The following is a 20,542-nucleotide window of genomic DNA, read 5'->3' as shown; positions in this document are numbered from 1 at the left end:
GGGACGGCAGGCCAGAACCTTCGTGCGGCATCTTGCGAAGGGCGGCCCGGGCAGGCTTCTGCGCCCTTGTCCTGCGGAACGCGCGGCAGAGCGCATAAGCGCTTTTCATCGCGCAAACGCGGGAAAAGAAAAGGCCTCCGCGCAGCGGAGGCCTTTCGGAATGCCGGGCGCAGGCGCCTAGTCGCGCACGCCGTGGAATTCGATCTCGGTGATTTCGTAGGTCACGCGGCCGCGGGGAATGTCGATGGTGACTTCGTCGCCGACCTCATGACCGAGGAGGGCGCGTCCCACAGGAGAGTTGATGGATATGGAGCCCTTGGCGAAGTCGGCTTCGTCGGGGCCAAGCAAGGTGAACTGGCGTTCCTCGTCGGTGTCCACGTCGACCACATGCACGGTAGCGCCAAAGATGACCTTGTCGCTGTGGAGCGTGTCAAGGTCGATGACAGTGTACTGAGGAAGCTGGGACTCGATGTAGTTGATGCGGGCTTCCAGAAATCCCTGGCGCTCACGGGCAGCGTCGTAACCGGCATTTTCCTTGAGGTCGCCCTCTTCGCGGGCTTCCTTGATGGCCTGAATGACGATGGGACGCTCTTTCTTGAGCTCTGCGAGTTCTTTTTCCAGCTTCTTGTAGCCCTGTACGGAAATAGGCGTGCTCATGGCAGGTACCTTCAAACAAAAGTGATATGCAAAAAAAGAGGCCCAACTTCTTGAAAGAGAGGTCGTCACTTCCAAAGAAGCGGGGCATCAGGAAATGCTTTCTTTGCAATATAGGCCTGCCGGAGAGCGAAGTCAATCCCCGGGAGCGTTTTCAGGCCTTCGACGGGGCGTTCGGCGCGGATGATGCGTAAGGTGCGACCTCAGGCGGCACGGGGCGTGCGGAAACGTCGGGAGGACGGCGGACCTGACTTCCGGCCGGTTCGCATGGAAGGCCCCTACGTCCGTCTCTCTGAAGAGGCAGAAGGCGTACGCTTTTATTGCTGGACAAGTTGTCCGGCTTCTGAGAAGATAAGAGTTCTATTATTCTGTTGCTCGGCTTGACGGGCGACTAAAAACTTCATGGAACTGCTATGGCAAACGATAATCAGCCGGATAAAGTCATTTATTCGATGAACCGCGTGACCAAGCGCCATGGTCAGCGCGAAGTGCTCAAGGACATTTCGCTCGGCTATTTCTACGGCGCGAAGATCGGCGTGCTCGGTCTGAACGGCGCGGGCAAGTCCTCGCTGCTCAAGATCATGGCCGGCGTGGACAAGGCCTTTGACGGCGACGTGGTGGTCGCTCCGGGCTACACCATCGGGTATCTTGAACAGGAACCGCTGGTGGACGAAACGCGCACCGTGCGCGAGGTCGTGGAGGAGGGCGTTCAGGAAGTCGTGGATCTCGTGAAGGAATTCAACGAGATCAACGAAAAGTTCGCCGATCCCGATGCGGATCTGGATGCGCTTATTGAGCGTCAGGCCAAGGTTCAGGAAAAGATGGACGCCCTGAACGCGTGGGATCTCGACTCCCGCCTTGAAATGGCCATGGACGCTTTGCGCTGCCCGCCCGGGGACACGCCCGTCTCCGTGGTGTCCGGCGGCGAGCGCCGCCGCGTGGCCCTGTGCCGTCTTCTTCTTCAGAATCCCGACATTCTTCTGCTCGACGAACCGACCAACCATCTTGACGCCGAATCCGTGGCCTGGCTTGAACGCTATCTGCAGAGCTTTCCGGGCACGGTCATCGCCGTCACGCATGACCGTTATTTTCTCGATCATGTGGCCGGATGGATTCTTGAGCTCGACAGAGGGCGCGGCATCCCGTGGAAAGGCAACTATTCTTCCTGGCTCGAGCAGAAGGAAAAGCGTCTCGCGCTGGAAGAAAAGGCCGACAACGAGCGCCGCAAGACCCTTGCCCGAGAGCTGGAGTGGATTCACATGTCCCCCAAGGGGCGTCATGCCAAGGGCAAGGCCCGCATCAACGCCTATGAGGCCATGCTGAGCCACGAGAGCGAGCGGCTTGCGCCAGACCTTGAGATCTACATTCCGCCGGGACCGCGCCTCGGCAAGTCCGTCATCGAGGCGAAGGACCTGTGCAAGAGCATGGGCGACAAGGTGCTTGTGGAAAAGGCGAACTTTCTGGTGCAGCCGGGCGCCATCGTGGGCATCATCGGCCCCAACGGCGCGGGCAAGACCACGCTCTTCAAGATGCTCGTGGGCGAGGAGAAGCCCGATTCCGGCACGCTCAGCATAGGCGAGACCGTGAAGTTCGGCTACGTGGATCAGAACCGCGCCTCCCTTGAGCCGGGCAAGACCGTGTATGAAATCATAAGCGGCGGCAACGACTTCATCAAGCTCGGCGGCCGCGAGGTGAACGCACGCGCCTACTGCTCCCGCTTCAACTTCCAGGGCGGCGATCAGCAGAAGAAGGTGGACGTGCTTTCCGGCGGCGAGCGCAACCGCGTGCATCTGGCCTGCATGCTCAAGTCCGGCGCCAACGTTCTTCTGCTCGACGAACCGACCAACGACATCGACGTGAACACCATGCGTGCGCTGGAAGACGCGCTGGAGAACTTTGCCGGATGCGTGCTTGTCATCAGCCATGATCGCTGGTTCCTCGACCGCATCGCCACCCATATTCTCGCCTTTGAGGATGAGGGGCAGGTGACCTTCTTTGAAGGAAACTTCTCGGAGTATGAGGAAGATCGCCGCAAGAGACTCGGCAAGGAGGCGGACACGCCGCACCGCATGAAGTACCGCAGGCTTACCCGTCAGTAAGCCCGGCTTCACAGGGGGAAGAAGCGACCTTCGTTCCTTTTTCTGAACAGAAAACGAGGCAGCCCGTCGGGCTGCCTCGTTTGTGTTTCAAGCCGGGAGGAATTCCTTCCTGCTTTTCATGCCGCGCTGGGATGCGGGAAGCGTTCTTGCGGGTCAGGCGCCTATCCTGCCTCTGTAGGTGGGCTTCTGCGGCACGACGGGCTCGGCGCGGCGCAGGGTGAGCAGCGTGATCTCCGCGCCCACGCCGAGACGCATGGGCACGTATCCCCACATGCCCGTGCCGGGACTGACGTAGAGAGGCATGGAACCGGCCTTGTAAAGGCCTGAGCGGAACCCGCCGTTCAGTCGCGATACGAGGGGGAAAAGAAAGAAGAACTGTCCGCCGTGCGTATGCCCGGAAAGCTGGAGATGACAGCCGAAGGCGGCGTTCTGCTCCGCGTGTCCGGGGCGGTGCGACATGAGCACTTTCAGTCCTTCTCCCGCGCCTTCCAGCGCCTTGCGGGGATCGGGCGCGCCCATGGATTCGTCGAGACTGCGGAAGAGCACGGCGCAGGGGTCGGTGACGGCGGCGATGACCACGTTTCTGCCGTTCACCTCATATGTCCGATGCTCGTTGAGCAGTACCGTCATGCCCCAGCTCCGCCAGGTTTCCACCCATCGGCGAAGCCCTGAGTAGTAGTCGTGATTGCCCACGCTGATGATGACGTCGAAACGGGCGCGCAGTTCGGTGATGGGCCGCAGAAGGCTGCCTATGCGTTCGGGCCGGCCGTCGGCGAGGTCTCCGGTGATGAGCGTGAAGTCGGGGTTGAGTTCGTTGGTGCGGCGCACCACTTCTTCCAGCCACGCCCCGGTGAAGGTGGAACCGATGTGCAGATCGCTCAGATGGGCGATGGTCAGACCTTCCAGATCCTTCGGAAGTCCCTGCAGGGGAACGTCGACTCTTTTCACGGAGGGCACGACCAGGGCCCGGGCCATGCCGAAGGCCGCCGCAACAAGACTTGCGCCGAACATGGACCATTCCGCAGCCGGAGAAAGAAGCACGGAGAACATGCCGTCCTTCACGCCTTCGATCTGCGGCACGAAAAGGGAGACGGCAAAGGTGAGGGCCAGCAGCGCGTCGCGCAGAAGGACGATCCACGAGAGCACCATGAACGACGAGGAGATGAAGCCCCCGGCCCGGATGAGCGAAAACGGCAGGTCCGGCCGCCACGTGATGAGCACGCGCATGCCCGTGATGGTCTGGGAAACAAGGAAGAGCAGAACGGTGAGCGGTATTCGCCAGCCCATGGGGACGGGGTCGTGCCATAACAGGCTGAACGACATGTAGGCTGCCACCACGAGCATGAGGGTGGTGCTCGATGCAAAGAACATTCGGTTGCGGGCGTAGTCGGCCATGGCAAGTCCTTGGACGGGGTTCGGGGAAAAGCCGGGCCGCGGCATCTGCCCGCGGCCGGCATGAGGGGTGAGGGGCATCGTGGCGCCCGGAGGCGTCCTGAAATTATTTCGGGGCGATGTACTTTTCCATGGCCTGGGCGGAACAGGTCTGCCCGCGCCAGAAGGAAGAGGCCCAGAGTATGAGCACGGAGGCCTGCGCATCGTCGAGATGGCGGAACTTCGTTTCCAGATTGCGCGGGCTGCTGCCGTGCTTCTGGTAGAGCTCCTTTCTGTCGCAGTGCTCCATGACGTGGATGAGCAGATGCGTGAGCCTGAGGTGCGAGGTGTCGATGACGATGTTCTTGTGCGCGTCGATGATGGTTTTCAGCTCCGCGGCGGTGAAGAGCGATTTCAGCGCGCTCACGGTACTGAACCAGGTGTCGATGGTCCAGGGCAGCATGAATTCCGCTCCGGCGGTGCGGCTGCGGAAATGCTCCTTGATCCAGACGTCCTGTTCGTCGCTCGGGGTGCGGCCGTAGTGAAACATGATTTCTCCGAAGGCTAGAAGGGACGGGTGTAGGGAATGTCGCCGTATTCGAGGGAGGGATCTTCGGCGCAGGGCAGAAGAGGCCTCCGTCCTTCCTTCCAGTCCCGGAAATGGGCGATGATGCGGGCGTGATCGAAGCAGAGCGGCTCGGGCAGCGCGTCCAGAGGATAGAAGGCCGCGTCGGCGGCATCGTCGCCGGCAAGCAGATTTTCGGGGTGTTCGCTGCGGCCCACGAACACCGTGGTGAGCGTGTGACAGCGCATGTCGCGCAGCGGCCAGGAGTACACGCCGAGAACGCCCTCCAGCGTGACGTCGAGGCCGGTTTCTTCCTTCATCTCGCGGACGGCGGCGTGTTCGGCGCTTTCGCCTTCCTCAATGAAGCCGCCGGGCAGCGCCATGCCGAGAGGCGGATTTTTGCGCCGGACGAGAACGATGCCGCGCGCATCGTCATGAATGACGACGTCGGCGGTGGGCAGGGGGTTGCTGTAGCGGACCACGAGCGTGCCGCAGGAGGGGCAGTAACGGGGATGATTCATGCGTGAACCTCGGAAGCTGATGAAGTCAGAATGGTGAACCCGGCCTGTTCGAGGGTGGAGAGGGGCAGGGCGCCTTCGCGCAGAAGGCGCAGGCGGCGTTCCCCCAGAGGTTCCACGATGGTGCTGGCTTCTCCGCCGCCGGGAGCGGGAGGCTCGTCGAGAATGCCGTCGGTGGAAGGATCGAGAGACTGAAGAAGTTCCGGATCGAGCTCGGATGCGCGGGTGACGGCCGCTCTGCCGCTGATGTTGGCGCTGCTCGAAACGATGGGGAAGCCGCAGCGCCCGGCCAGAGCCCGGGCCGCGGGATGAGAGCTTACCCGTGCGGCGATTTTGCCGGTACCTCCGGTGAGCGCCTCGGGAAGATCATCCTTTGCGGGCAGAAGCAGGGTGAGAGGCCCGGGCCAGAAGCGGGCAAGAGCGGCGATGTCTCCGGTAAGGTCGCTTCCGGGGACGGCCACAAGGTCAAGCTGGCTTTCGTCGTCCAGAATGACGGGCAGCGGCATGGAAAGAGAACGCTTTTTGCATCGGAACACGCGGTGCACGGCGGCATCGTCGTCGGCCCGGCATCCTATGCCGAAAAAGGTTTCCGTGGGATAAAGGAGCAGGCCTCCGTCTTTTATGCGACGGGCCGCTTCCTGAAGGGAAAGGGTCACATTTTTCTCCGTGGCAACAGTAAAGGCTGATCGCAGAACGGATGACCGATCCCGCGTTCGCTGTTCCGGCGGAGGCTGGAACGGCCGTCGCCTTCCGGGCGCGGAAAAACGGTTTTTCCAAAGGCCCGGACGGCTGATCCCCGAAATGCGGGATTTCGGGAATGTCCGGCTTTGAAGCGGAAACGTCAGACCGTTCCTTTTTTTCATACCTGTTCGCCTGATGACTTGCAAGGGAGAGGAGAAGGCGGACCGGAGAAACGGCGCTGGATGAGAACGCAAAAACGAACCGGCCGTAAAGAACCGCGCCTTTGCTTCCTGGAAGAGATGATGGGCAGGAGAAAGCATGACGGAAAATGCCTTGGGCAGCGCCGGAGACCGTGGCCGTTACTGCCTCGACAGTTTTTCAGCGCTCGCGCCTTCAGGGAAGAGCGCCACAGGGAGCCCCGGAAATTCAGGGCTCCCTGTGGCGCTCAGAGGAAGCGGCGCGCACGAGACGTGCGAGCCGCGGCGATTTGCGGTCAGCGTACCGTGACGACTTCGCCGTGCGCAAAGCAGTATTCGGAAAGTTCGTTTCCCAGTCCCGGGAGGTCGGGAATGGAGAAGCGTCCGTTTTCCGGCTGATAGTCGTGAATGCAGAGCCTTCGGTTGTAGTCGTAGCGGCAGTAGACGTGCTGTTCGTGAATGGTGAAGTTGGGAATGGCCGCTTCCAGATGCAGTGCCGCTGCAGTGGAGAGCGGGGAGGCGCACACGTGCGCCTGCACGCCCACGTCGTAGATATGGGCGAGGTCACAGACCTTTTTGGTTTCCGTTATGCCGCCGCAGTTGCCGATGTCGGGCTGGATGAGCTGAATGGATCCGTCTTCAAAATAGGGCGCGTAGCCCCAGCGGGTGTAGATGCGTTCGCCCTGACTGATGGGTACGGACACGCGGTCGGCCACGAACTTGTTCATTTTGGGCGTGGGAGTGCAGGGTTCCTCAAAGTAGAGCACGCCGTATTCTTCCGCAAGACGGCCGAGCTGAACCGCGCCCTGCGCGTCGATGTAGGAATGGTTTTCCATGATGATGTCCACACCTTCGCCCACGGCCTCGCGCACGGCCGAGAGACGGCGCTTTATCATGTCGTAGTTCTTCGGCGTGAGAATGCGGGTCGTCTCCTCGGCCTTCAGACGATGTCCGTCCTCGGCAAAGGTGAAGAAGTCTATCTTGATGGCGTCGTAGCCTTCGCGCACGGCCTTCATGGCATTGGATGCGTAGTCTTCCACGGTGATTGCGGGAGTCTTTCTGTCATCCCAGCCGAACTGGAGCTGCGAGGCGTAGCATCTGAGACTGTCGCGCATTTTGCCGCCCAGAAGCGTGTAGACGGGCACGTTGAAGTGTTTGCCCTTGATGTCCCACAGCGCAATATCGAGGGCCGATATGCCGGAAAAGACCACGGGACCGCCGTTCTGTCCCCAAAACGAGGACTTGTAGAGCTTTTCCCAGATGACTTCGTTTTCAAGCGGGTCCATGCCGAGAATACTTCTGGCAAAGTCCTGAATCATGCCGAATGCGGCCCTGTGCGCGTTGCCGTAGGCAAGCGCGGCCTCGCCGTCGCCGTAGATGCCGGCATCGGTGTAGACGCGGCAGAGCACGGGAGCCCAGCCGGGATTGTCCGCAGGATGCATGTCCATGAGTATGACGTCGACACTGGTTATCTTCATAGAATCAACCTCCAAGTGCAGGCTTAGTGAATCGTCCATCTGAGCAGACGGTTTTTGGCCTTTTCAAAAAACTGCATGACAATGACGAGCACGATGACCATGAATACGAATCCGCACCAGGCTTCCGCGTACAGGCCGTATTCCGTGTACTTTTTGACGTAGAAGCCCATGCCGTATTCCGCGCCGTACATTTCGGCATAGACGAGAACCAGAAAGGAACCGCGCAGGGACGTGATGAATCCGGAAAGTATGGACGGCATGGCTGCGGGAAGAATGACCTTGCGCATTCTTTTGAAGCCCGTAAGCTCCAGCGTGGCGGCATTGTCGAGATAGCGCCTGTCTATGGTCATGATGCCGTTGATGGTGGCAAAGAGCGTGGCCCATATGGTGTTGTAGACCACGAGAAACAGCGAGGCCGCGCGAAAGTTCGGGGCAAGAAGCAGCGCGAAGGGCGACATGAGAATGGCCGGAATGACGCTGATGGAATAGATGACAGGGTGTATGACTTCCCGGAATTTTTTGTGCATGCCCATGAGCGTTCCGAGAAAAAGGGCGAAGGCTACGGCAATGACGATGGAAGGAATCATGAGCTGGAAGGAATAGAGCATGTTCATGAGAAGCGTCTTCCAGTCCTTCAGAAACGCGGCGCCTATTTCGCTCGTGGGGGGAAAGAGAAAGGAGTTGAAGGCCTTGGTGTCAGCAATGTATTTGTAGCCGAGAATGATGCCTATATAGATGAGGATGGTGATCCAGTATTTCTTGAGGAACGTGACAAACCTGACCATAGACGCTCCTTGAAAGGAAAGGGCCCGTCGTTCCTTCCGGAGGACGGGCCCGACGGATTAGAAGTTGTTGGCCTTGAAGAAGGCGAGACGGTCATCGTAGAACGCGGGATCTTCATTGTAGCGTTCCGCAACGAGCTCATCGAGAGCGGCCTTGTAGAGATCCACGTTGATGTGGGCGTCGAGGTCGTAGTTCCTGGCGCTCTCCGGCAGGAAACCGGTATCCATCATGATCTTCCAGGTGGCCTTTACGGCGTTGCGCACGGGATCGACACTGGGACGGTAGTTGGGATTCTTGAGATATGCGGCCACGAAGTCTTCGCTGGCATGCAGTTCCCTGGCAAGTATCTTCACGCTTTCATCGGGATGGGAGAGAAGGTACTGCTCGGAGCGGATGAGAGCCTTGAGCAGCAGTTTGACCGTCTTGGGGTTGGCCTTTACGAAGTCGCTGTTCATGTTCATGCGGCAGCAGCCGTAGTTGGGCTGAAGCTGGTCGGCCCACACCACGATTTCCAGCTGATCCTTCATGTTGCCCACGCGGAACAGAAGGTCGCCGCTCAGGCTGGCGTAGTCGGCCTCACCCTTGATGACGGAGGTGAGGCGGTCGCTGTTGGTGCTGTAGGTGAGCCAGGTCACGTCGTCGATGTTGTACCCCGCCCACATGAGGGGACCGGTGATCCATGTCTGGCTTTTGGGCGCAGCGATCTTCTTGCCGATGAAGTCGGAAACGCCGTGCCAGCCTGTGCCCTTCTTGGCTACGATGTACATGCCCTTGAGCATGTAGCCGCCCACGATGGTGAAATCCGAGCCCTTGGCCATGAACTGCAGAGGGTTGTTGGTGCCGTTGTTGGAGGTAACGTCGACCTGTTTGGCGTTCAGGGCAGTGAGGGCATCAGAGGTGGAGTTGAGCGGAATTTCAATGACGTTGATGCCCACGTCCTTGAGATAGCCGTTGTTCTTGGCAAGAGTGACGAGCACGTTGCCGCTGTTGGCGCGGGCCCAGCGCACGGTGTCCACTTCGGGCTTGTCCTGGGCCATGGCCGTGCCGCAGGTCAGCAGAGCGGCGGTAAGCATTGAGACGAGAATTTTTTTCATGGGTAGGCTCCTTGCATGATTTGTACGCGTTCAGGCCATGCGCCTGTTCACGTCACGGTTGATCTGATGGATGAGGGTGTTTCGCAGTTTCAGCGTTTCCAGGTCGTCGAACTGCGTTTCGCGCGTGGGACGTTTTTCCGGCGGTATGGAGCAGTCGTAGATGACCCTGCTCGGCGACTGGCCGAACACAAGAATGCGGCTAGAGAGCAGCAGCGCCTCGTCCACGTCGTGGGTGACGAAGAAGACGGTCTTCTTGGGATCGGTTCTGGCCCACAGCTCGAGCACGAGATCCTGAAGTCTTGCCCGGGTGACGGCGTCGAGCGCGCCGAAGGGTTCGTCCATGAGCAGTACGGGAGGATCAATGGCAAAGGCGCGGGCGATGGCGCAGCGCTGCTTCATGCCGCCTGAAAGCTCCTTGGGCAGCTTGTCGAACACGGACTCGTCGAGTCCGACGTCGCGTATTTTTTCAAGCGCCGTTTCTTTCCAGTGTTTTTTTCCGTCACTGGGAAAACGCTGCTCAAGCGCCAGCATGATGTTTTCTCCCGTGGTCATCCACGGAAAGAGTCCGTAGTCCTGAAACACCATGCCGCGGTCGAGGCCGGGCTTTTCTATGCGTCGGCCGTTCATGGTGATGTCGCCCTTCACGGGGTGCTCAAGTCCTGCCAGAAGACGGAGAAACGTGCTTTTCCCGCAGCCGGAGGGGCCGAGCAGACAGATGAACGACCCGGTGTCGATGGAGAGGTCGATGTCGTCCAGCACAAGATGTTCCGGACTGTAGCCGAAAGACAGATGGTTGATGCGGATGTCCTGCATATGAAAAAGCGCTCCTTGCCTCAGCGGAGCATTTCAAGGAAGGCTTCCACGCGGACCTTGAGCTGCTCCGTGTCGGCAGGAGAGTAGTCGGTGACGATCTGCAGGAAGGGAAGATGCAGCTTCTCCCGGACGAATCTCTTGACCGACCACGATTCCACGTCATAGGTCTGGCAGCCCTGCCAGGTGAGGTCGACCACGGCGTCGACCCGGAATTCCGCGGCCAGATTTTCCAGCACGGCGTAGCGGTTCGGATTGGGCGACATGACCGAACAGGGCGTGTCGAGGTAGCGGGAGGCAAGGGCATCCAGCGGATCGGCATTCTCATCGATCATGAGACGTACCTTCTTGTAGCACGAGCAGTTGTCCAGGCAGACGACGCTTGCCCCGCAGTCTTCCAGCAGCTTCACTACCTTGTGGGAGCCGAGCCCCACGGGCACGCCGGTAAGAAGAATGCGCGGCGCGGAGGCGGCGAAGGGGCTTTCGCCGGAAGCGTCGACTTCCCGTGCCATGTCTTCCAGCAGTTCCGTGGCCTTGTCCCAGTCAGGCACGAAGGAGGCACGGTGCGCGATTTCCATGAGCTGCATGCCGGAAAGCGGCGAGGGCTTTTTTTTCGCGAGGTCGAGCACGCTCTTGAGGGCGAGGCGGAAGCGGTTGGCCTTGCGTATGGCCGAGCGCAGCTCCTTTTCTCCTATGACCACGCCGAAGCGCAGCTCGAGTTCCCGGACGAGACGCTCATACTGTCCCTTCCAGTACGCGAGCGCGGGCTCGTTCTGAATCTGCGGAAGCTGGAGCATGAACATGCTCTTGCGTTCGGACAAAAGCTCGAACATCTTTTTTTTGCCGTCGCAGGTGGTGTCGGCAACGACGATGTCGGAGGCGGCGAGGTACGGGCAGCTGTCCTCAAGGGCAAAGCCGAAGCTGCTCTTGATGAGCGGACAGAGCGAGCGCGGAAGAATGCTCTCCGCGGGTGGAATGGAATCGTTTTTCGTGCCGCACAGCGAAACGGGGACGGCACCCGCCGCCAGGGCGATTTCCAGAGGGGAGTATATGCAGTACTGACCGACTACCTTCACTCCGGCCTGCTTCGCTTCCTGAAGGGCCAGAACGTTGCGGTCGGTGACGTCCTTGAATCGTTCAACGCTGGGATAGCTCATGAGTTCTCCTTAGCAAGGCGCGCGGCAATGAGCGCCGCGCCGAGTGCGCCTGTGTTTTGAGGATCGTTTGCCACATTGACGGTGGTGCCGAGTTCCGAGGACAGGCAGCGCGCAAAGGCCGGCAGCGTGGCGAGTCCGCCTGTGAAGGTGTACTCGCCGCGACAGGCGATGCGTCTGGAAAGCGAGACCATGCGTTTTGCCAGAGATCGGAACACTCCGGCGGCCACGTCTTCGGGACTCACGCCCTGCGCCAGCAGACCGACGATTTCCGTTTCGGCAAACACGGCGCACATGCTGGAAATGTCCGCGGGCTTGCCCCGACCCGCGGCCTCGTCCAGAGCCTGAACGTCCATGCCCAGAATGCCGGAAAGCACCTGAAGAAAGCGGCCTGTTCCGGCAGCGCACTTGTCGTTCATGACGAAGTCCTGTACCGATCCGTCGGCATCTACGGCAATGGCCTTGCTGTCCTGGCCGCCGATGTCCAGAACGACGCCGGTGCCCGGAAAGAGATGCACGGCCCCCAGAGCATGACAGGTGATTTCCGTGACGGTTTTGTCCGCAAAGGGCAGGGCTATGCGTCCGTAGCCCGTTCCCGTGACGCGCGTCAGCGCCGGGCGGTCCACCCCGGCCTGTGCGCATGCCCAGTCAAGGGCGTCTTCGCCTGCCTGTCGGGGATTCCAGCCCGTGGGCACGAGCGCATGGGCCAGCACGTTGTTGGTGAGTTCATCCAGAATGACCGCTTTTGCGGCCACCGAGCCTACGTCGACGCCTGCCACCGGCATGATGTTTCTCCTGTTCTTCCGCGTCGCGCCTCGGCATGGAGGCGCGACGGCGGGATGCTGTTACGGACGGATGACCTTGTCGGCAAGGTCGAGACTTGTGACGATGTCCAGCATGTTGGTGGTTTCGCCGACCTGCTTCTGCTCGGTGAGGTGGAAGAATTCAAGGCAGGTGCCGCACACAAGGATGCTCACGCCGGACGCTTCCAGCTTCTTCAGGGCATCCAGAGCCTTGCCGGGCGTGGAAGCGAGGCGCACGCCGCCGTTGACCATGACGATGCGCCAAAGCTCATTCATTTCGGGCAGCGTAGCGAGGAAGTTTGCCATGAGTCTGGCGCCGAGTTCGTCGCTGCCGGAACCGATGACGTCGGAGGTGAGCATCACCAGAGTCTTGCCGGAGCGCGAGGGGCCAGCCTCGGCAATGATGTCTTCGGCCTCGGCGCAGTTGATGCCTGCCTTGCGGCCGCAGACCTTCCATTCCGAGTCGCCGGTCTTTTTGATGTCCGTGACGTAGCCGGAACGGCCGAGGAAGCGACTGACGTTTTCCGTGGCGGGCACGTTGTCCACGCAGACTTCAACGAGGTCGGGAGAATCTTTCAGAGCGTCGCGGGTGCGTATGACAGGTTCAGGGCAGGCCAGGCCTCGGCAATCAAGAGAAACGGACATGGGACCTCCAAAAAGGGTTGCAGGTGAAGAATGATGAATGCGGAATCTCTGGGACATGCTCCGCACGATTTGCGGATGCGGAGCAAGGGAAGACGGCGTTGCGGACAGGCGCATTGCGGCAGAACGGGGATGACGGGCCGGGGGGGGGCACGCCGGGCGATCGGTTCTTCATGTCTGGTGCCGGGAAGCCGTCGCTTCGGGAAGAAAGGACAGAGGCGTCGTCGCGAGTCCGCAACAAAAACGCTCCTTCCGGGCAGGTGACCGGAAAGAGCGTCGAAGCGGCGAGATCGGAATTAAATCAATCAGCGCTGCCGGAACCGTTGATGTCCAAGAAAGAAACTCTTCCCGTCACAGAAGCGGGAGAGTCAGGTGAAGGGAATCTTGTACATGGACGTCATCATGGCTGAACGGGCAACGTATGCTTGGCCAACGTGCGCGCCTGATGCGCGACACGGATGAAAAAAAATTCAGGATGTTGTCATCAACTTCATGATTCTTATTCAAGATGCTGTGAAACTGTCAAGACTCATTTCGCCGTTTTTGCCTTTTTCATCATGCTGCGATGAAAGGCTCATGACGAGTTCATGGTTCTTCCGGGCGACCGCCGTTCCCGAAAGCGGCACCGGACAGATGCAGAATTTCTTGTCCCTTTCGGAAGACGGGAGGCATGGGCGGAGCTTGGACTTGCTTCCGGCGCAGGCTCCGCTTATAAGAGCCTCATGAGCTTGAAACCCCTGCGAATCATGACCGTCGGCAGACCGCATGCGCCTTTCTGGAAGGATGCGGCGGCCCATTATCTGGAAAGGCTTGCCCGCTTCAGGAAGGTGACGGACACCGTCATCCGCGATTCCGATCCCGCGCTTCCGATCGCGAGGCGCGTGGAGGAGGAAGGAAAGCGCATACTCGCCGCCCTTGCCCCTCAGGACATCGTGATATGCCTCGATGAAAAGGGGCGTTCCATGACGTCCCGGGACTTCTCACGGTTTCTGGAAGGACTGTCCTCGGATGCGACGCGTCGTCCGTGCTTCATCGTGGGAGGGCCTTTCGGCCTGCACGACAGCGTGCGGGAGAAGGCGAGACATCTCATGGCGCTGGGCCCGCAGACCCTGCCGCACGAGCTGGCCCGCGTGGTGCTCCTTGAGCAGCTTTACCGGGCGGAAACGCTGATCCGCAACATGCCGTATCATCACGACTGAGGTGATGTCAGCAGGGGACGCGAAGCGTGCCTTCCATTCCGGCGGCAGGGCGACACGGCCGAGACCTGTGTGCCGCCTGGTTCGTGCGTCTGTCGTTCGCGGCAGTGAGTCACCTGTCAACGAAGGGCCGGCGTCTTTTTCGCCGTTTGCCCGCCCGCTCGCAGCACGGCCGCGACTGCCTGCAGCCTGCGCAGAGCCGGGCCGTGCCGGAAAGTTTTGTCGTTAGCCTTCCTCGCCCGCCATTCTCCGAAGTTCCGTTTCTCTTGCTTTCGCATCCAGCGGGCGGCAGAGCGTGAACGTTTCGTCGCCGCGCACTTCCTTGGATACCTGAAAATGCTGGGCCGCCCGCGCCGCGAGCTGCGGCCAGTGCGTGATGATGAGAAGCTGACGGCGCGAGGCAAGATCGTTCAGACGGTCGGAAACGCGGTTCAGCGTGATGCCGCCCACGCCGGCATCCACTTCGTCGAAAATGAGCGTGGCGTCTTCGTTCGTGGACTGTATGCCCACCACGGCGAGAAGGAAGCGGGAGAGTTCGCCGCCCGAGGCAATCTTGTCCAGAGGCTGGGGGCGCTGTCCGGGATTCGGTGCCCAGAGCAGACGGTAGCGGTCTTCCATGCAGGCGGGGCAGATGACCTTTACCTTGTCTTCCACCTGCGGCCACAGTTCGTGAGGCGTGCGTTCCGGCTCCACGTGAACGCGCTCGGAAAAGCCGAGTCCGGCCAGTTCCTTTTCCAGCGCGGCGCAGAAGCGCGAAGCGGCGTCCTTGCGCAGGGCGTTGCATTCTTCAAGCGTCGCATGAAGTTTTTTGGCCAGTTCGCGTTCCTGTTTTTCCAGTCGGTGCAGATCCAGTCCGCAGGCGTCGAGAAAGGAAAGATTCTCGGTGATTTCGTCGCGCAGGCGCAGAATTTCGGGTATGCTGCGGCGCATCCGGCGCTTGAGCTGGGAAAGCTCGTAGAGTCTTGCCTCAAGCTCGTCCGGGTCGTACTCGCCGTCGGATGCGGGGGTGCTGCGGAATCGCCGCGTGAGCTCCCTGGCCTCCTCCTCGAAGTTCATCAGAGATTCCAGCGAGGGAGAAAAGCTTTCGTCTTCCTGTGAGAGGGCATGGAGCAGGCGTTCCAGCTCGCCGAGCAGCGTGGAGAGGCCTCCTCCTTCGCCGCCGAGCATGAGCTCGAGCCCCTGCTCGTACTGTGAACGCAGGTGCTCCACGTTCTTGAGTTCCGCGCGGGCCTTTTCCAGGCGTTCTTCTTCGCCTTCCTCAGGGGCGACGCGTTCGATTTCCTTCTGCTGCATTTCCAGAAGCTCGCGCTTCTCGCTCAGCATTTCCATGCGCTCCAGAAGCCTGCGCCGCTGTTCCGCCACTTCTTTGAGCTCCCGCACGAGCGCGTCCTTGCGGCCGATCAGCGACGGATCGGGAAGAAAGGAGTCGATGAGCGACGCCTGATAGGAGGGCTGAAGCAGCCGCTGCTGACCGTGCTGGCTGACGTGAAAGAGCAGCGCGGGACGAAGCGCGCGCACGGCATCCTGCGAGGTGAGGGATCCGTTGAGAAAAAAGTGGCTGCGCCCGGAAGAGGCGGAAAGCTCGCGACGAAGCACCACTTCTTCCTCTCCCTGTGCGCCTCGTCGCGTGAAAAGCGCTTCCACCTGCGCCTTGTCGCGCCCGGGGCGCACCATGTCGGTGGTGAGCCGGTCGCCGAGGACGAAGTTGATGGCCTTGAGAATGAAGCTCTTGCCGGCGCCGGTTTCACCCGTGAGCACGTTCATGCCGTCGCCGAACTCCAGCTCCATGTCGTCGATGAGCGCAAGACCGCGTATGCGCAGATATTCCAGCATCGTATCACCAGAAAAAAGGTTGACCGGGCAGTCCCCGACAGCAACATCTTTCGTTGAAAACGGATAAAAAGTCAAGAATAAATTTACTTAATGATAAATTAAAAATTGATTTATTAACCAAAAAAACGATGCCGTGTCAATGGAAAACGTATTTTTACGATCGGTGTGACGAAGAGTGAAGCGGAAGTTTGAGGGAAGACTTCGAGGACGTCGGGGAGAGACGAATGAAGTTTGCAGGGAAGAGGGCGAGCCTTGTCGCGATCCGGGGCACCATGTCGGTGCTGAGCCGGTCGTCGACGGATCGGGCGTCGCGGGAGACGACGCGGCATCGGGTGCGGCGCGAAAAGCACCGGTACGTGGCGTTCCGGCAGGGGGAAAACGACTGAAAAGTCAGGCGTTGTCCCTGAGGGTGCGGCCGGGATTCCCGCGTGTTTTATCCGTCAGAACGGCGGACTCGGGCTTGCGCCTTCAGAAAGAGGGACGGTTCGGGAATCCTCTTCGCTGTCGGCGCATGAGAGGGGCAGAAAGTCGGGGCGTGCCGTGGAAGGGGGGGGCTTCGTACGCGGCGCGAGCTCGGAGAAACGGACGGGAAGAGCGGGGATGCGGCGGAAGGGGGAAAAGGCTGTCCGAAGACGCATGATGCGCCTTCGGACAGGGAAGATCAGCCTTTCAGTGCCTTGCGGAAGCCTTCGGCGGAACGCTCGATGACGGCGTCTTCCACGGCGAAGGACAGACGGATGTAACCGGGATAGCCGAAGCCGGAGCTCGGGACCGCAAGCACGAGATTCTTCGTGAGGCGTTCCACGAGGCCCTTGTCGTCACCGCCGGGGGCCTTGGGGAAGAAGTAGAACGTGCCTCTGGGCGGCGTGAATTCGTAGCCTGCGTCCGCGAGGATGGCGGCAAGCTTGTTGCGGCGGCAGGTGTAGATGGCGAGGGCCTCGTCGGTGGAGGTGCCGAGGCATTCGGCCATGAGGTACTGACCCACCACGGGCGGATTCACGAAGCCGAGCACGCGGTTGGAGAAGATGAGGCCGTCCATGAGCTTGTCGGCATCTTCCATGTCGGGATTGACCGCGATGTAGCCCACGCGTTCGCCGGCCATGCCGTAGTTCTTGGCAAAGGAGCTGATGACCACGCTGTGCCGGTAGAGCGGCAGCGCGGCGGGCACGTCGATGCCGTCGTAGGCAAGGAAGCGGTAGGGTTCGTCGGCCACGAGATAGATGATGCGGCCGATGCGCTTCGAGGCTTCTTCCAGCATGGCGGCGAGGCTCATGATGTCTTCTTTGGAGTAGACAGCTCCGGAGGGGTTGTTGGGGGAGTTGATGATGAGCGCGCGGGTGCGGGGCGTGACGGCGGCGGCAAGGGCCTCCACGTCGGGACCGAAGTCTTCGGCCCGGCAGGGAACAGGATGCAGCGTGCCGCCGTGATTGCTCACGTAGAAGCGGTATTCGCCGAAGAAGGGAGCCACGGTGAGCACTTCGTCGCCGGGTTCGAGCACGGTGTGGAAAAAGGCGTTCATCACGCCTGCCGCGCCGCAGCCGAGCATGACGTGCCGAGCCTTGAGGGGCGTCTTCTGCTGGTCGCTCAGCCATGCGGCCAGCTTTTCGCGAGCCCAGCCGAATCCGCCGTTGGGCATGTAGCCGAGAATGCCGGGTTCGGACAGACGGGCGGCAAGGGCGCTCATGGCGCGGGCCGCTTCGGCGGGCGGAGCGAGGTCGGGATTGCCGAGGCTGAAGTCGCACACGGCGTCGTCGCCGTATTTCTTGCGCAGCTCGATGCCGGCTTCAAACATCCGCCGGATCATGGATCCCTGAGAAAGATTTTGCTCCATGGCGGAGCTGAGAACGGAAGCGGACATGGCAGTCTCCTTGAATGAGGGAAAGAAAGCGGGAAAAAAGAGTTTCGATGCGGAAACAGACTGGGCGGACGCGGCGCGGGAGGCTCGTGCGTTTCCGGCAGCGGCGTTCAGAGCGGTAAGTGCCGCATCCAGCCGGTCCAGCCACAGATCCACGAAGGCGGGATCGTCGGCAAGGCCCCTGAGCTCGGCCTGTACGCGGAAGCCCGCGGCTTCAAGTCTGCTTTTCCATGATGAGGGGGACGCGCCCGCCATGTCTTCCAGCGTGTGTCGTCCCACCACGGAAAGCAGCGGCAGAAGCCAGATCCGGCCGCTGGGGGCGGCTTCGGCGGAAAGCAGCGGCAGCAGCATGTCGAGCCCGTCGAAGGCGGGCGATTCCAGCGTGGCTTCGTCGGGGCGAACCATGCCGGAACCGACCATGCACGCCACATGAATGTGCGGATCCTGCGCGCGCACGGCATCGCCCCAGCGCCGATAGAGAATGTCGCATTCATGACGACTGCCGTGGGCCATGCACACCACGGGCTCACTGGAAGAGCGCAGGGGAGAAATGTGTCTGAGAAGCGTTCCGGCGGCCTGCGCCACGCATGGGTCTTCAGGATCGAGACTGGAGAGAAGCGGCCGGCCGAGACTGACGGTCATGCTGCCTTCTTCCGCTATGACGCGGCAGTCGGCGGCCACCCCGTCGTACTCCATGCCGGGGATGAGATGCAGAGGCTGCACGGCGACATGGGTGTAGCGCTCATAGCGCATTCTCTTCAGAGCCTTGAGAACGGAGTCGGACTTCGTGCGGGAGCTTGCGAGTCTGAGGCGCATGGCTTCGGACGTGAACGCCCAGCGGACGGGCAGGTGGAAGCGTGCCTGCGTGGCGGCCTGCACGGCACGCAGGGCCGCAGCCCCGCGAATGTTGCCGCAGCCGTAGGCTACCAGAAGAACGCCGCGCTTCATGCCTTTTCCGCAGAGAAGGTTTCTTCGGTAAAGAGCTGGAAGCCCTTTTTGCGCAGAAGGGCGGCGAAGAGTCCGTCGCCGTCGACAAGCGTGTGGGTGAAGGTGCCGTCGTAAATGCGCCCGCATCCGCAGGAAGGAGAGCGGGCCTTGAGAACGGCGGCCGAACAGCCGCATTCCTCGGCAATGTAGAGCGCAGCTTCGGCCCCGGCCGAGAATTCTCCCGTGACGTCGTCCCCCTCGGCGGACACGACGCGCTCTCCCCGCCGTTCGCTCGGCGTGCGGGGCGTGGGCAGTCCTCCGAGGACCTCGGGGCACACGGGCACGGCCTCGCCGCTCTCCACGAGCGCGGCGATTTCCGGGCGCAGGTTCGAGCGTCCGTCATAACGGCAGGGGGTGCCCGCAAGGCAGGCGCTCACCACATAGCGACAGGGTTTGGGAAAATCAGTCAAAGGAAATCTCCACCTGTTCCTGGTTGTCCTTGCGCCGGACTATGGTGCCTATTTCCCACGCGTCCGTATTCATGGACTTGAAGCGGGGGAGCATGTCGTCGGCCGTGTTGCGGTCGGTGATCATGATGTAGCCTATGCCGCAGTTGAAGACCTGGAGCATTTCCGGCCAGGTGAGATTTCCCTGTTCCTTCAGCCAGTTGAAGATGGCGGGACGTTCCCAGCTCGAGAAGCGGATGCTTGCGCACACGGAGGGCGAAAGCACGCGGGGAATGCTGTCGTAGAAGCCGCCGCCCGTGATGTGGACCATGCCCTTGATGGGCAGGTCGCGCATGATGGACTTCACCTGATCGGCGTAGATGACGGTGGGCGTGAGCAGCACGTCGGCAAAGGTGCGGTCGGTGCCGGGTACGATGTCGTCGGGCCTTGCGCCGCTCTCTTCAAAGATCTTGCGCACGAGGGAAAAACCGTTGGAGTGGAGACCGGAAGAGGCCAGGCCTATGATGACGTCGCCCACGCTGATGGTGGAGCCGTCCACGATGTTCGGTCCGTCCACGATGCCCACGCAGAAGCCCGCCAGGTCATAGTCTCCGTTGGCGTACATGCCGGGCATTTCCGCCGTTTCCCCGCCGAGCAGCGTGCAGTTGCTCATTTTGCAGCCCTCGACGATGCCGCCGACGACGGTGGTCGCCTGCTCCACGTTCAGCTCGCCGCAGGAAAAGTAGTCAAGAAAGAACAGGGGCTTTGCGCCGAGAACCAGACAGTCGTTCACGCTCATGGCCACAAGGTCGATGCCCACGGTGTCATGTCTGTTGAACATGGAGGCCATCTTGAGCTTGGTTCCCACGCCGTCGGTGCCCGCCACGAGAACCGGAGCCTGCATGCCCGTGATGTCGGGACGGAACAGGCCGCCGAAGCCGCCTATGTCCGAAAGGACGCCGTGGGTCTGCGTGCTGGCCACCATGGTCCTGATGCGGGAAACCAGTTCGTTGGCGGCAGTGATGTCGACGCCGGCGGAGGCGTATGCGTCGGAACGGGAAAAGCTCATGGTCGTATCTCCTGTTTGAAGGCGTCCGCCTTTTGCGGTCGGGCCGTCCTGCGTTTGCTCCTGCCTCCCGCAGCGCAGGCCTGTGAAGGGCTTTTGCGCGCGGCATTTCCCCGGGAAATCGTTTGTGCAGGTGCCTCGTATTAATAGTCGCTTCCGTTCCGTTTGCCAAGTTTTTTAAATGGATTCCGCCCGGCGGGCGTTCTGCGGACGGCCTGCCCTGCGGAGCGGAAAAAGGCGGGATGAGGAGCCTCCGTCCTTCTTTGGGGGGCGCTTCTTCCGGGCGTCGGGAAGCTCATCCTCTTGCATTTCCCCGAGGAGTATTTAGAACATGACAGGCCCGAGCGGCATGAATTCCTATTTTCAAGGC

The 20,542-nt window shown here is 60.9% G+C and carries 18 protein-coding genes; 2 read left to right on the top strand and 16 right to left on the bottom strand.

What is annotated here, in order from left to right:
* Window positions 1-177: 177 nt before the first annotated feature.
* Window positions 178-657 (bottom strand): transcription elongation factor GreA, encoded by a 480-nt coding sequence (greA, locus tag QZZ60_RS00215; protein WP_295636184.1) that lies wholly within the window; start codon window positions 655-657, stop codon window positions 178-180.
* A 410-nt stretch (window positions 658-1,067) separates the two neighbouring features.
* Between greA and ettA the strand changes: the two genes are divergently transcribed.
* On the top strand, window positions 1,068-2,753 hold the full coding sequence (ettA, locus tag QZZ60_RS00210) for an energy-dependent translational throttle protein EttA (RefSeq protein WP_295636183.1): 1,686 nt from the start codon (window positions 1,068-1,070) through the stop codon (window positions 2,751-2,753).
* 153 nt (window positions 2,754-2,906) lie between these two features.
* On the opposite strand, the gene QZZ60_RS00205 is transcribed toward ettA, so the two are convergent.
* The 11 genes from QZZ60_RS00205 to yedF all read right to left on the bottom strand — a co-directional run bounded on the left by QZZ60_RS00205 (window position 2,907) and on the right by yedF (window position 12,852).
* A complete protein-coding gene (locus QZZ60_RS00205; RefSeq protein ID WP_295636181.1) occupies window positions 2,907-4,148 on the bottom strand; it encodes a metallophosphoesterase in 1,242 nt (413 codons plus the stop codon).
* 103 nt (window positions 4,149-4,251) lie between these two features.
* A complete protein-coding gene (locus QZZ60_RS00200; protein ID WP_295636179.1) occupies window positions 4,252-4,674 on the bottom strand; it encodes a hypothetical protein in 423 nt (140 codons plus the stop codon).
* Window positions 4,675-4,688: 14 nt separating this feature from the next.
* The gene (locus QZZ60_RS00195) at window positions 4,689-5,210 is read right to left on the bottom strand and encodes an NUDIX hydrolase (protein ID WP_295636177.1); all 522 of its coding nucleotides are present in this window, start codon (window positions 5,208-5,210) and stop codon (window positions 4,689-4,691) included.
* On the bottom strand, window positions 5,207-5,863 hold the full coding sequence (locus QZZ60_RS00190) for an L-threonylcarbamoyladenylate synthase (RefSeq protein WP_295636175.1): 657 nt from the start codon (window positions 5,861-5,863) through the stop codon (window positions 5,207-5,209). Before QZZ60_RS00190 ends, QZZ60_RS00195 begins: the two co-directional genes overlap by 4 nt.
* Window positions 5,864-6,381: 518 nt before the next feature.
* Entirely contained in the window at window positions 6,382-7,563 is a 1,182-nt protein-coding gene (locus QZZ60_RS00185; RefSeq protein ID WP_295636173.1) for a mandelate racemase/muconate lactonizing enzyme family protein, read from the bottom strand.
* Between the two features lie 23 nt (window positions 7,564-7,586).
* Complete coding sequence (locus QZZ60_RS00180) at window positions 7,587-8,348, bottom strand: ABC transporter permease (protein ID WP_295636171.1); 762 nt, start codon at window positions 8,346-8,348, stop codon at window positions 7,587-7,589.
* Window positions 8,349-8,405: 57 nt separating this feature from the next.
* Window positions 8,406-9,440: an ABC transporter substrate-binding protein gene (locus QZZ60_RS00175; protein ID WP_295636168.1), complete on the bottom strand. Its 1,035-nt coding sequence runs from the start codon at window positions 9,438-9,440 to the stop codon at window positions 8,406-8,408.
* A 30-nt stretch (window positions 9,441-9,470) separates the two neighbouring features.
* Entirely contained in the window at window positions 9,471-10,253 is a 783-nt protein-coding gene (locus QZZ60_RS00170; RefSeq protein ID WP_295636166.1) for an ABC transporter ATP-binding protein, read from the bottom strand.
* 20 nt (window positions 10,254-10,273) lie between these two features.
* Entirely contained in the window at window positions 10,274-11,407 is a 1,134-nt protein-coding gene (locus QZZ60_RS00165; RefSeq protein WP_295636164.1) for a double-cubane-cluster-containing anaerobic reductase, read from the bottom strand.
* Entirely contained in the window at window positions 11,404-12,189 is a 786-nt protein-coding gene (locus QZZ60_RS00160) for an acyl-CoA dehydratase activase (protein WP_295636162.1), read from the bottom strand. The genes QZZ60_RS00165 and QZZ60_RS00160 overlap by 4 nt, the downstream gene beginning before the upstream one ends.
* A 60-nt stretch (window positions 12,190-12,249) precedes the next feature.
* A complete protein-coding gene (yedF, locus tag QZZ60_RS00155) occupies window positions 12,250-12,852 on the bottom strand; it encodes a sulfurtransferase-like selenium metabolism protein YedF (RefSeq protein ID WP_295636160.1) in 603 nt (200 codons plus the stop codon).
* Window positions 12,853-13,571: 719 nt separating this feature from the next.
* On the opposite strand from yedF, the gene QZZ60_RS00150 reads away from it, so the two are divergent.
* Entirely contained in the window at window positions 13,572-14,048 is a 477-nt protein-coding gene (locus QZZ60_RS00150) for a 23S rRNA (pseudouridine(1915)-N(3))-methyltransferase RlmH (RefSeq protein ID WP_295636158.1), read from the top strand.
* A 222-nt stretch (window positions 14,049-14,270) separates the two neighbouring features.
* Here the strand turns inward: QZZ60_RS00150 and QZZ60_RS00145 are convergent, their stop codons facing one another.
* From QZZ60_RS00145 to purM, 4 genes are all read right to left on the bottom strand, one after another.
* Entirely contained in the window at window positions 14,271-15,878 is a 1,608-nt protein-coding gene (locus QZZ60_RS00145) for an AAA family ATPase (protein ID WP_295636156.1), read from the bottom strand.
* A 661-nt stretch (window positions 15,879-16,539) separates the two neighbouring features.
* The gene (locus QZZ60_RS11410) at window positions 16,540-18,681 is read right to left on the bottom strand and encodes a pyridoxal phosphate-dependent aminotransferase (RefSeq protein WP_367119396.1); all 2,142 of its coding nucleotides are present in this window, start codon (window positions 18,679-18,681) and stop codon (window positions 16,540-16,542) included.
* Window positions 18,678-19,130 (bottom strand): DUF523 domain-containing protein, encoded by a 453-nt coding sequence (locus tag QZZ60_RS00130; protein WP_295636154.1) that lies wholly within the window; start codon window positions 19,128-19,130, stop codon window positions 18,678-18,680. The genes QZZ60_RS11410 and QZZ60_RS00130 overlap by 4 nt, the downstream gene beginning before the upstream one ends.
* Entirely contained in the window at window positions 19,123-20,175 is a 1,053-nt protein-coding gene (gene purM, locus QZZ60_RS00125) for a phosphoribosylformylglycinamidine cyclo-ligase (RefSeq protein WP_295636152.1), read from the bottom strand. Before purM ends, QZZ60_RS00130 begins: the two co-directional genes overlap by 8 nt.
* Window positions 20,176-20,542 lie beyond the last annotated feature (367 nt).

This window comes from uncultured Mailhella sp., assembly GCF_905187505.1.
Taxonomy (GTDB): Bacteria; Desulfobacterota; Desulfovibrionia; order Desulfovibrionales; family Desulfovibrionaceae; genus Mailhella.
Note: the sequence above shows the minus strand (reverse complement) of the source record. Positions and strands in the feature narration are given on the sequence as shown.

Excerpts from the sequence above, each read along its gene's own strand:
- greA (WP_295636184.1), bottom strand. The coding sequence starts at position 657 with ATGAGCACGCCTATTTCCGTACAGGGCTACAAGAAGCTGGAAAAAGAA.
- ettA (WP_295636183.1), top strand. The coding sequence starts at position 1,068 with ATGGCAAACGATAATCAGCCGGATAAAGTCATTTATTCGATGAACCGC.
- QZZ60_RS00205 (WP_295636181.1), bottom strand. The coding sequence starts at position 4,148 with ATGGCCGACTACGCCCGCAACCGAATGTTCTTTGCATCGAGCACCACC.
- QZZ60_RS00200 (WP_295636179.1), bottom strand. The coding sequence starts at position 4,674 with ATGTTTCACTACGGCCGCACCCCGAGCGACGAACAGGACGTCTGGATC.
- QZZ60_RS00195 (WP_295636177.1), bottom strand. The coding sequence starts at position 5,210 with ATGAATCATCCCCGTTACTGCCCCTCCTGCGGCACGCTCGTGGTCCGC.
- QZZ60_RS00185 (WP_295636173.1), bottom strand. The coding sequence starts at position 7,563 with ATGAAGATAACCAGTGTCGACGTCATACTCATGGACATGCATCCTGCG.
- QZZ60_RS00180 (WP_295636171.1), bottom strand. The coding sequence starts at position 8,348 with ATGGTCAGGTTTGTCACGTTCCTCAAGAAATACTGGATCACCATCCTC.
- QZZ60_RS00175 (WP_295636168.1), bottom strand. The coding sequence starts at position 9,440 with ATGAAAAAAATTCTCGTCTCAATGCTTACCGCCGCTCTGCTGACCTGC.
- QZZ60_RS00170 (WP_295636166.1), bottom strand. The coding sequence starts at position 10,253 with ATGCAGGACATCCGCATCAACCATCTGTCTTTCGGCTACAGTCCGGAA.
- QZZ60_RS00165 (WP_295636164.1), bottom strand. The coding sequence starts at position 11,407 with ATGAGCTATCCCAGCGTTGAACGATTCAAGGACGTCACCGACCGCAAC.
- QZZ60_RS00160 (WP_295636162.1), bottom strand. The coding sequence starts at position 12,189 with ATGCCGGTGGCAGGCGTCGACGTAGGCTCGGTGGCCGCAAAAGCGGTC.
- yedF (WP_295636160.1), bottom strand. The coding sequence starts at position 12,852 with ATGTCCGTTTCTCTTGATTGCCGAGGCCTGGCCTGCCCTGAACCTGTC.
- QZZ60_RS00150 (WP_295636158.1), top strand. The coding sequence starts at position 13,572 with ATGAGCTTGAAACCCCTGCGAATCATGACCGTCGGCAGACCGCATGCG.
- QZZ60_RS00145 (WP_295636156.1), bottom strand. The coding sequence starts at position 15,878 with ATGCTGGAATATCTGCGCATACGCGGTCTTGCGCTCATCGACGACATG.
- QZZ60_RS11410 (WP_367119396.1), bottom strand. The coding sequence starts at position 18,681 with ATGAAGCGCGGCGTTCTTCTGGTAGCCTACGGCTGCGGCAACATTCGC.
- purM (WP_295636152.1), bottom strand. The coding sequence starts at position 20,175 with ATGAGCTTTTCCCGTTCCGACGCATACGCCTCCGCCGGCGTCGACATC.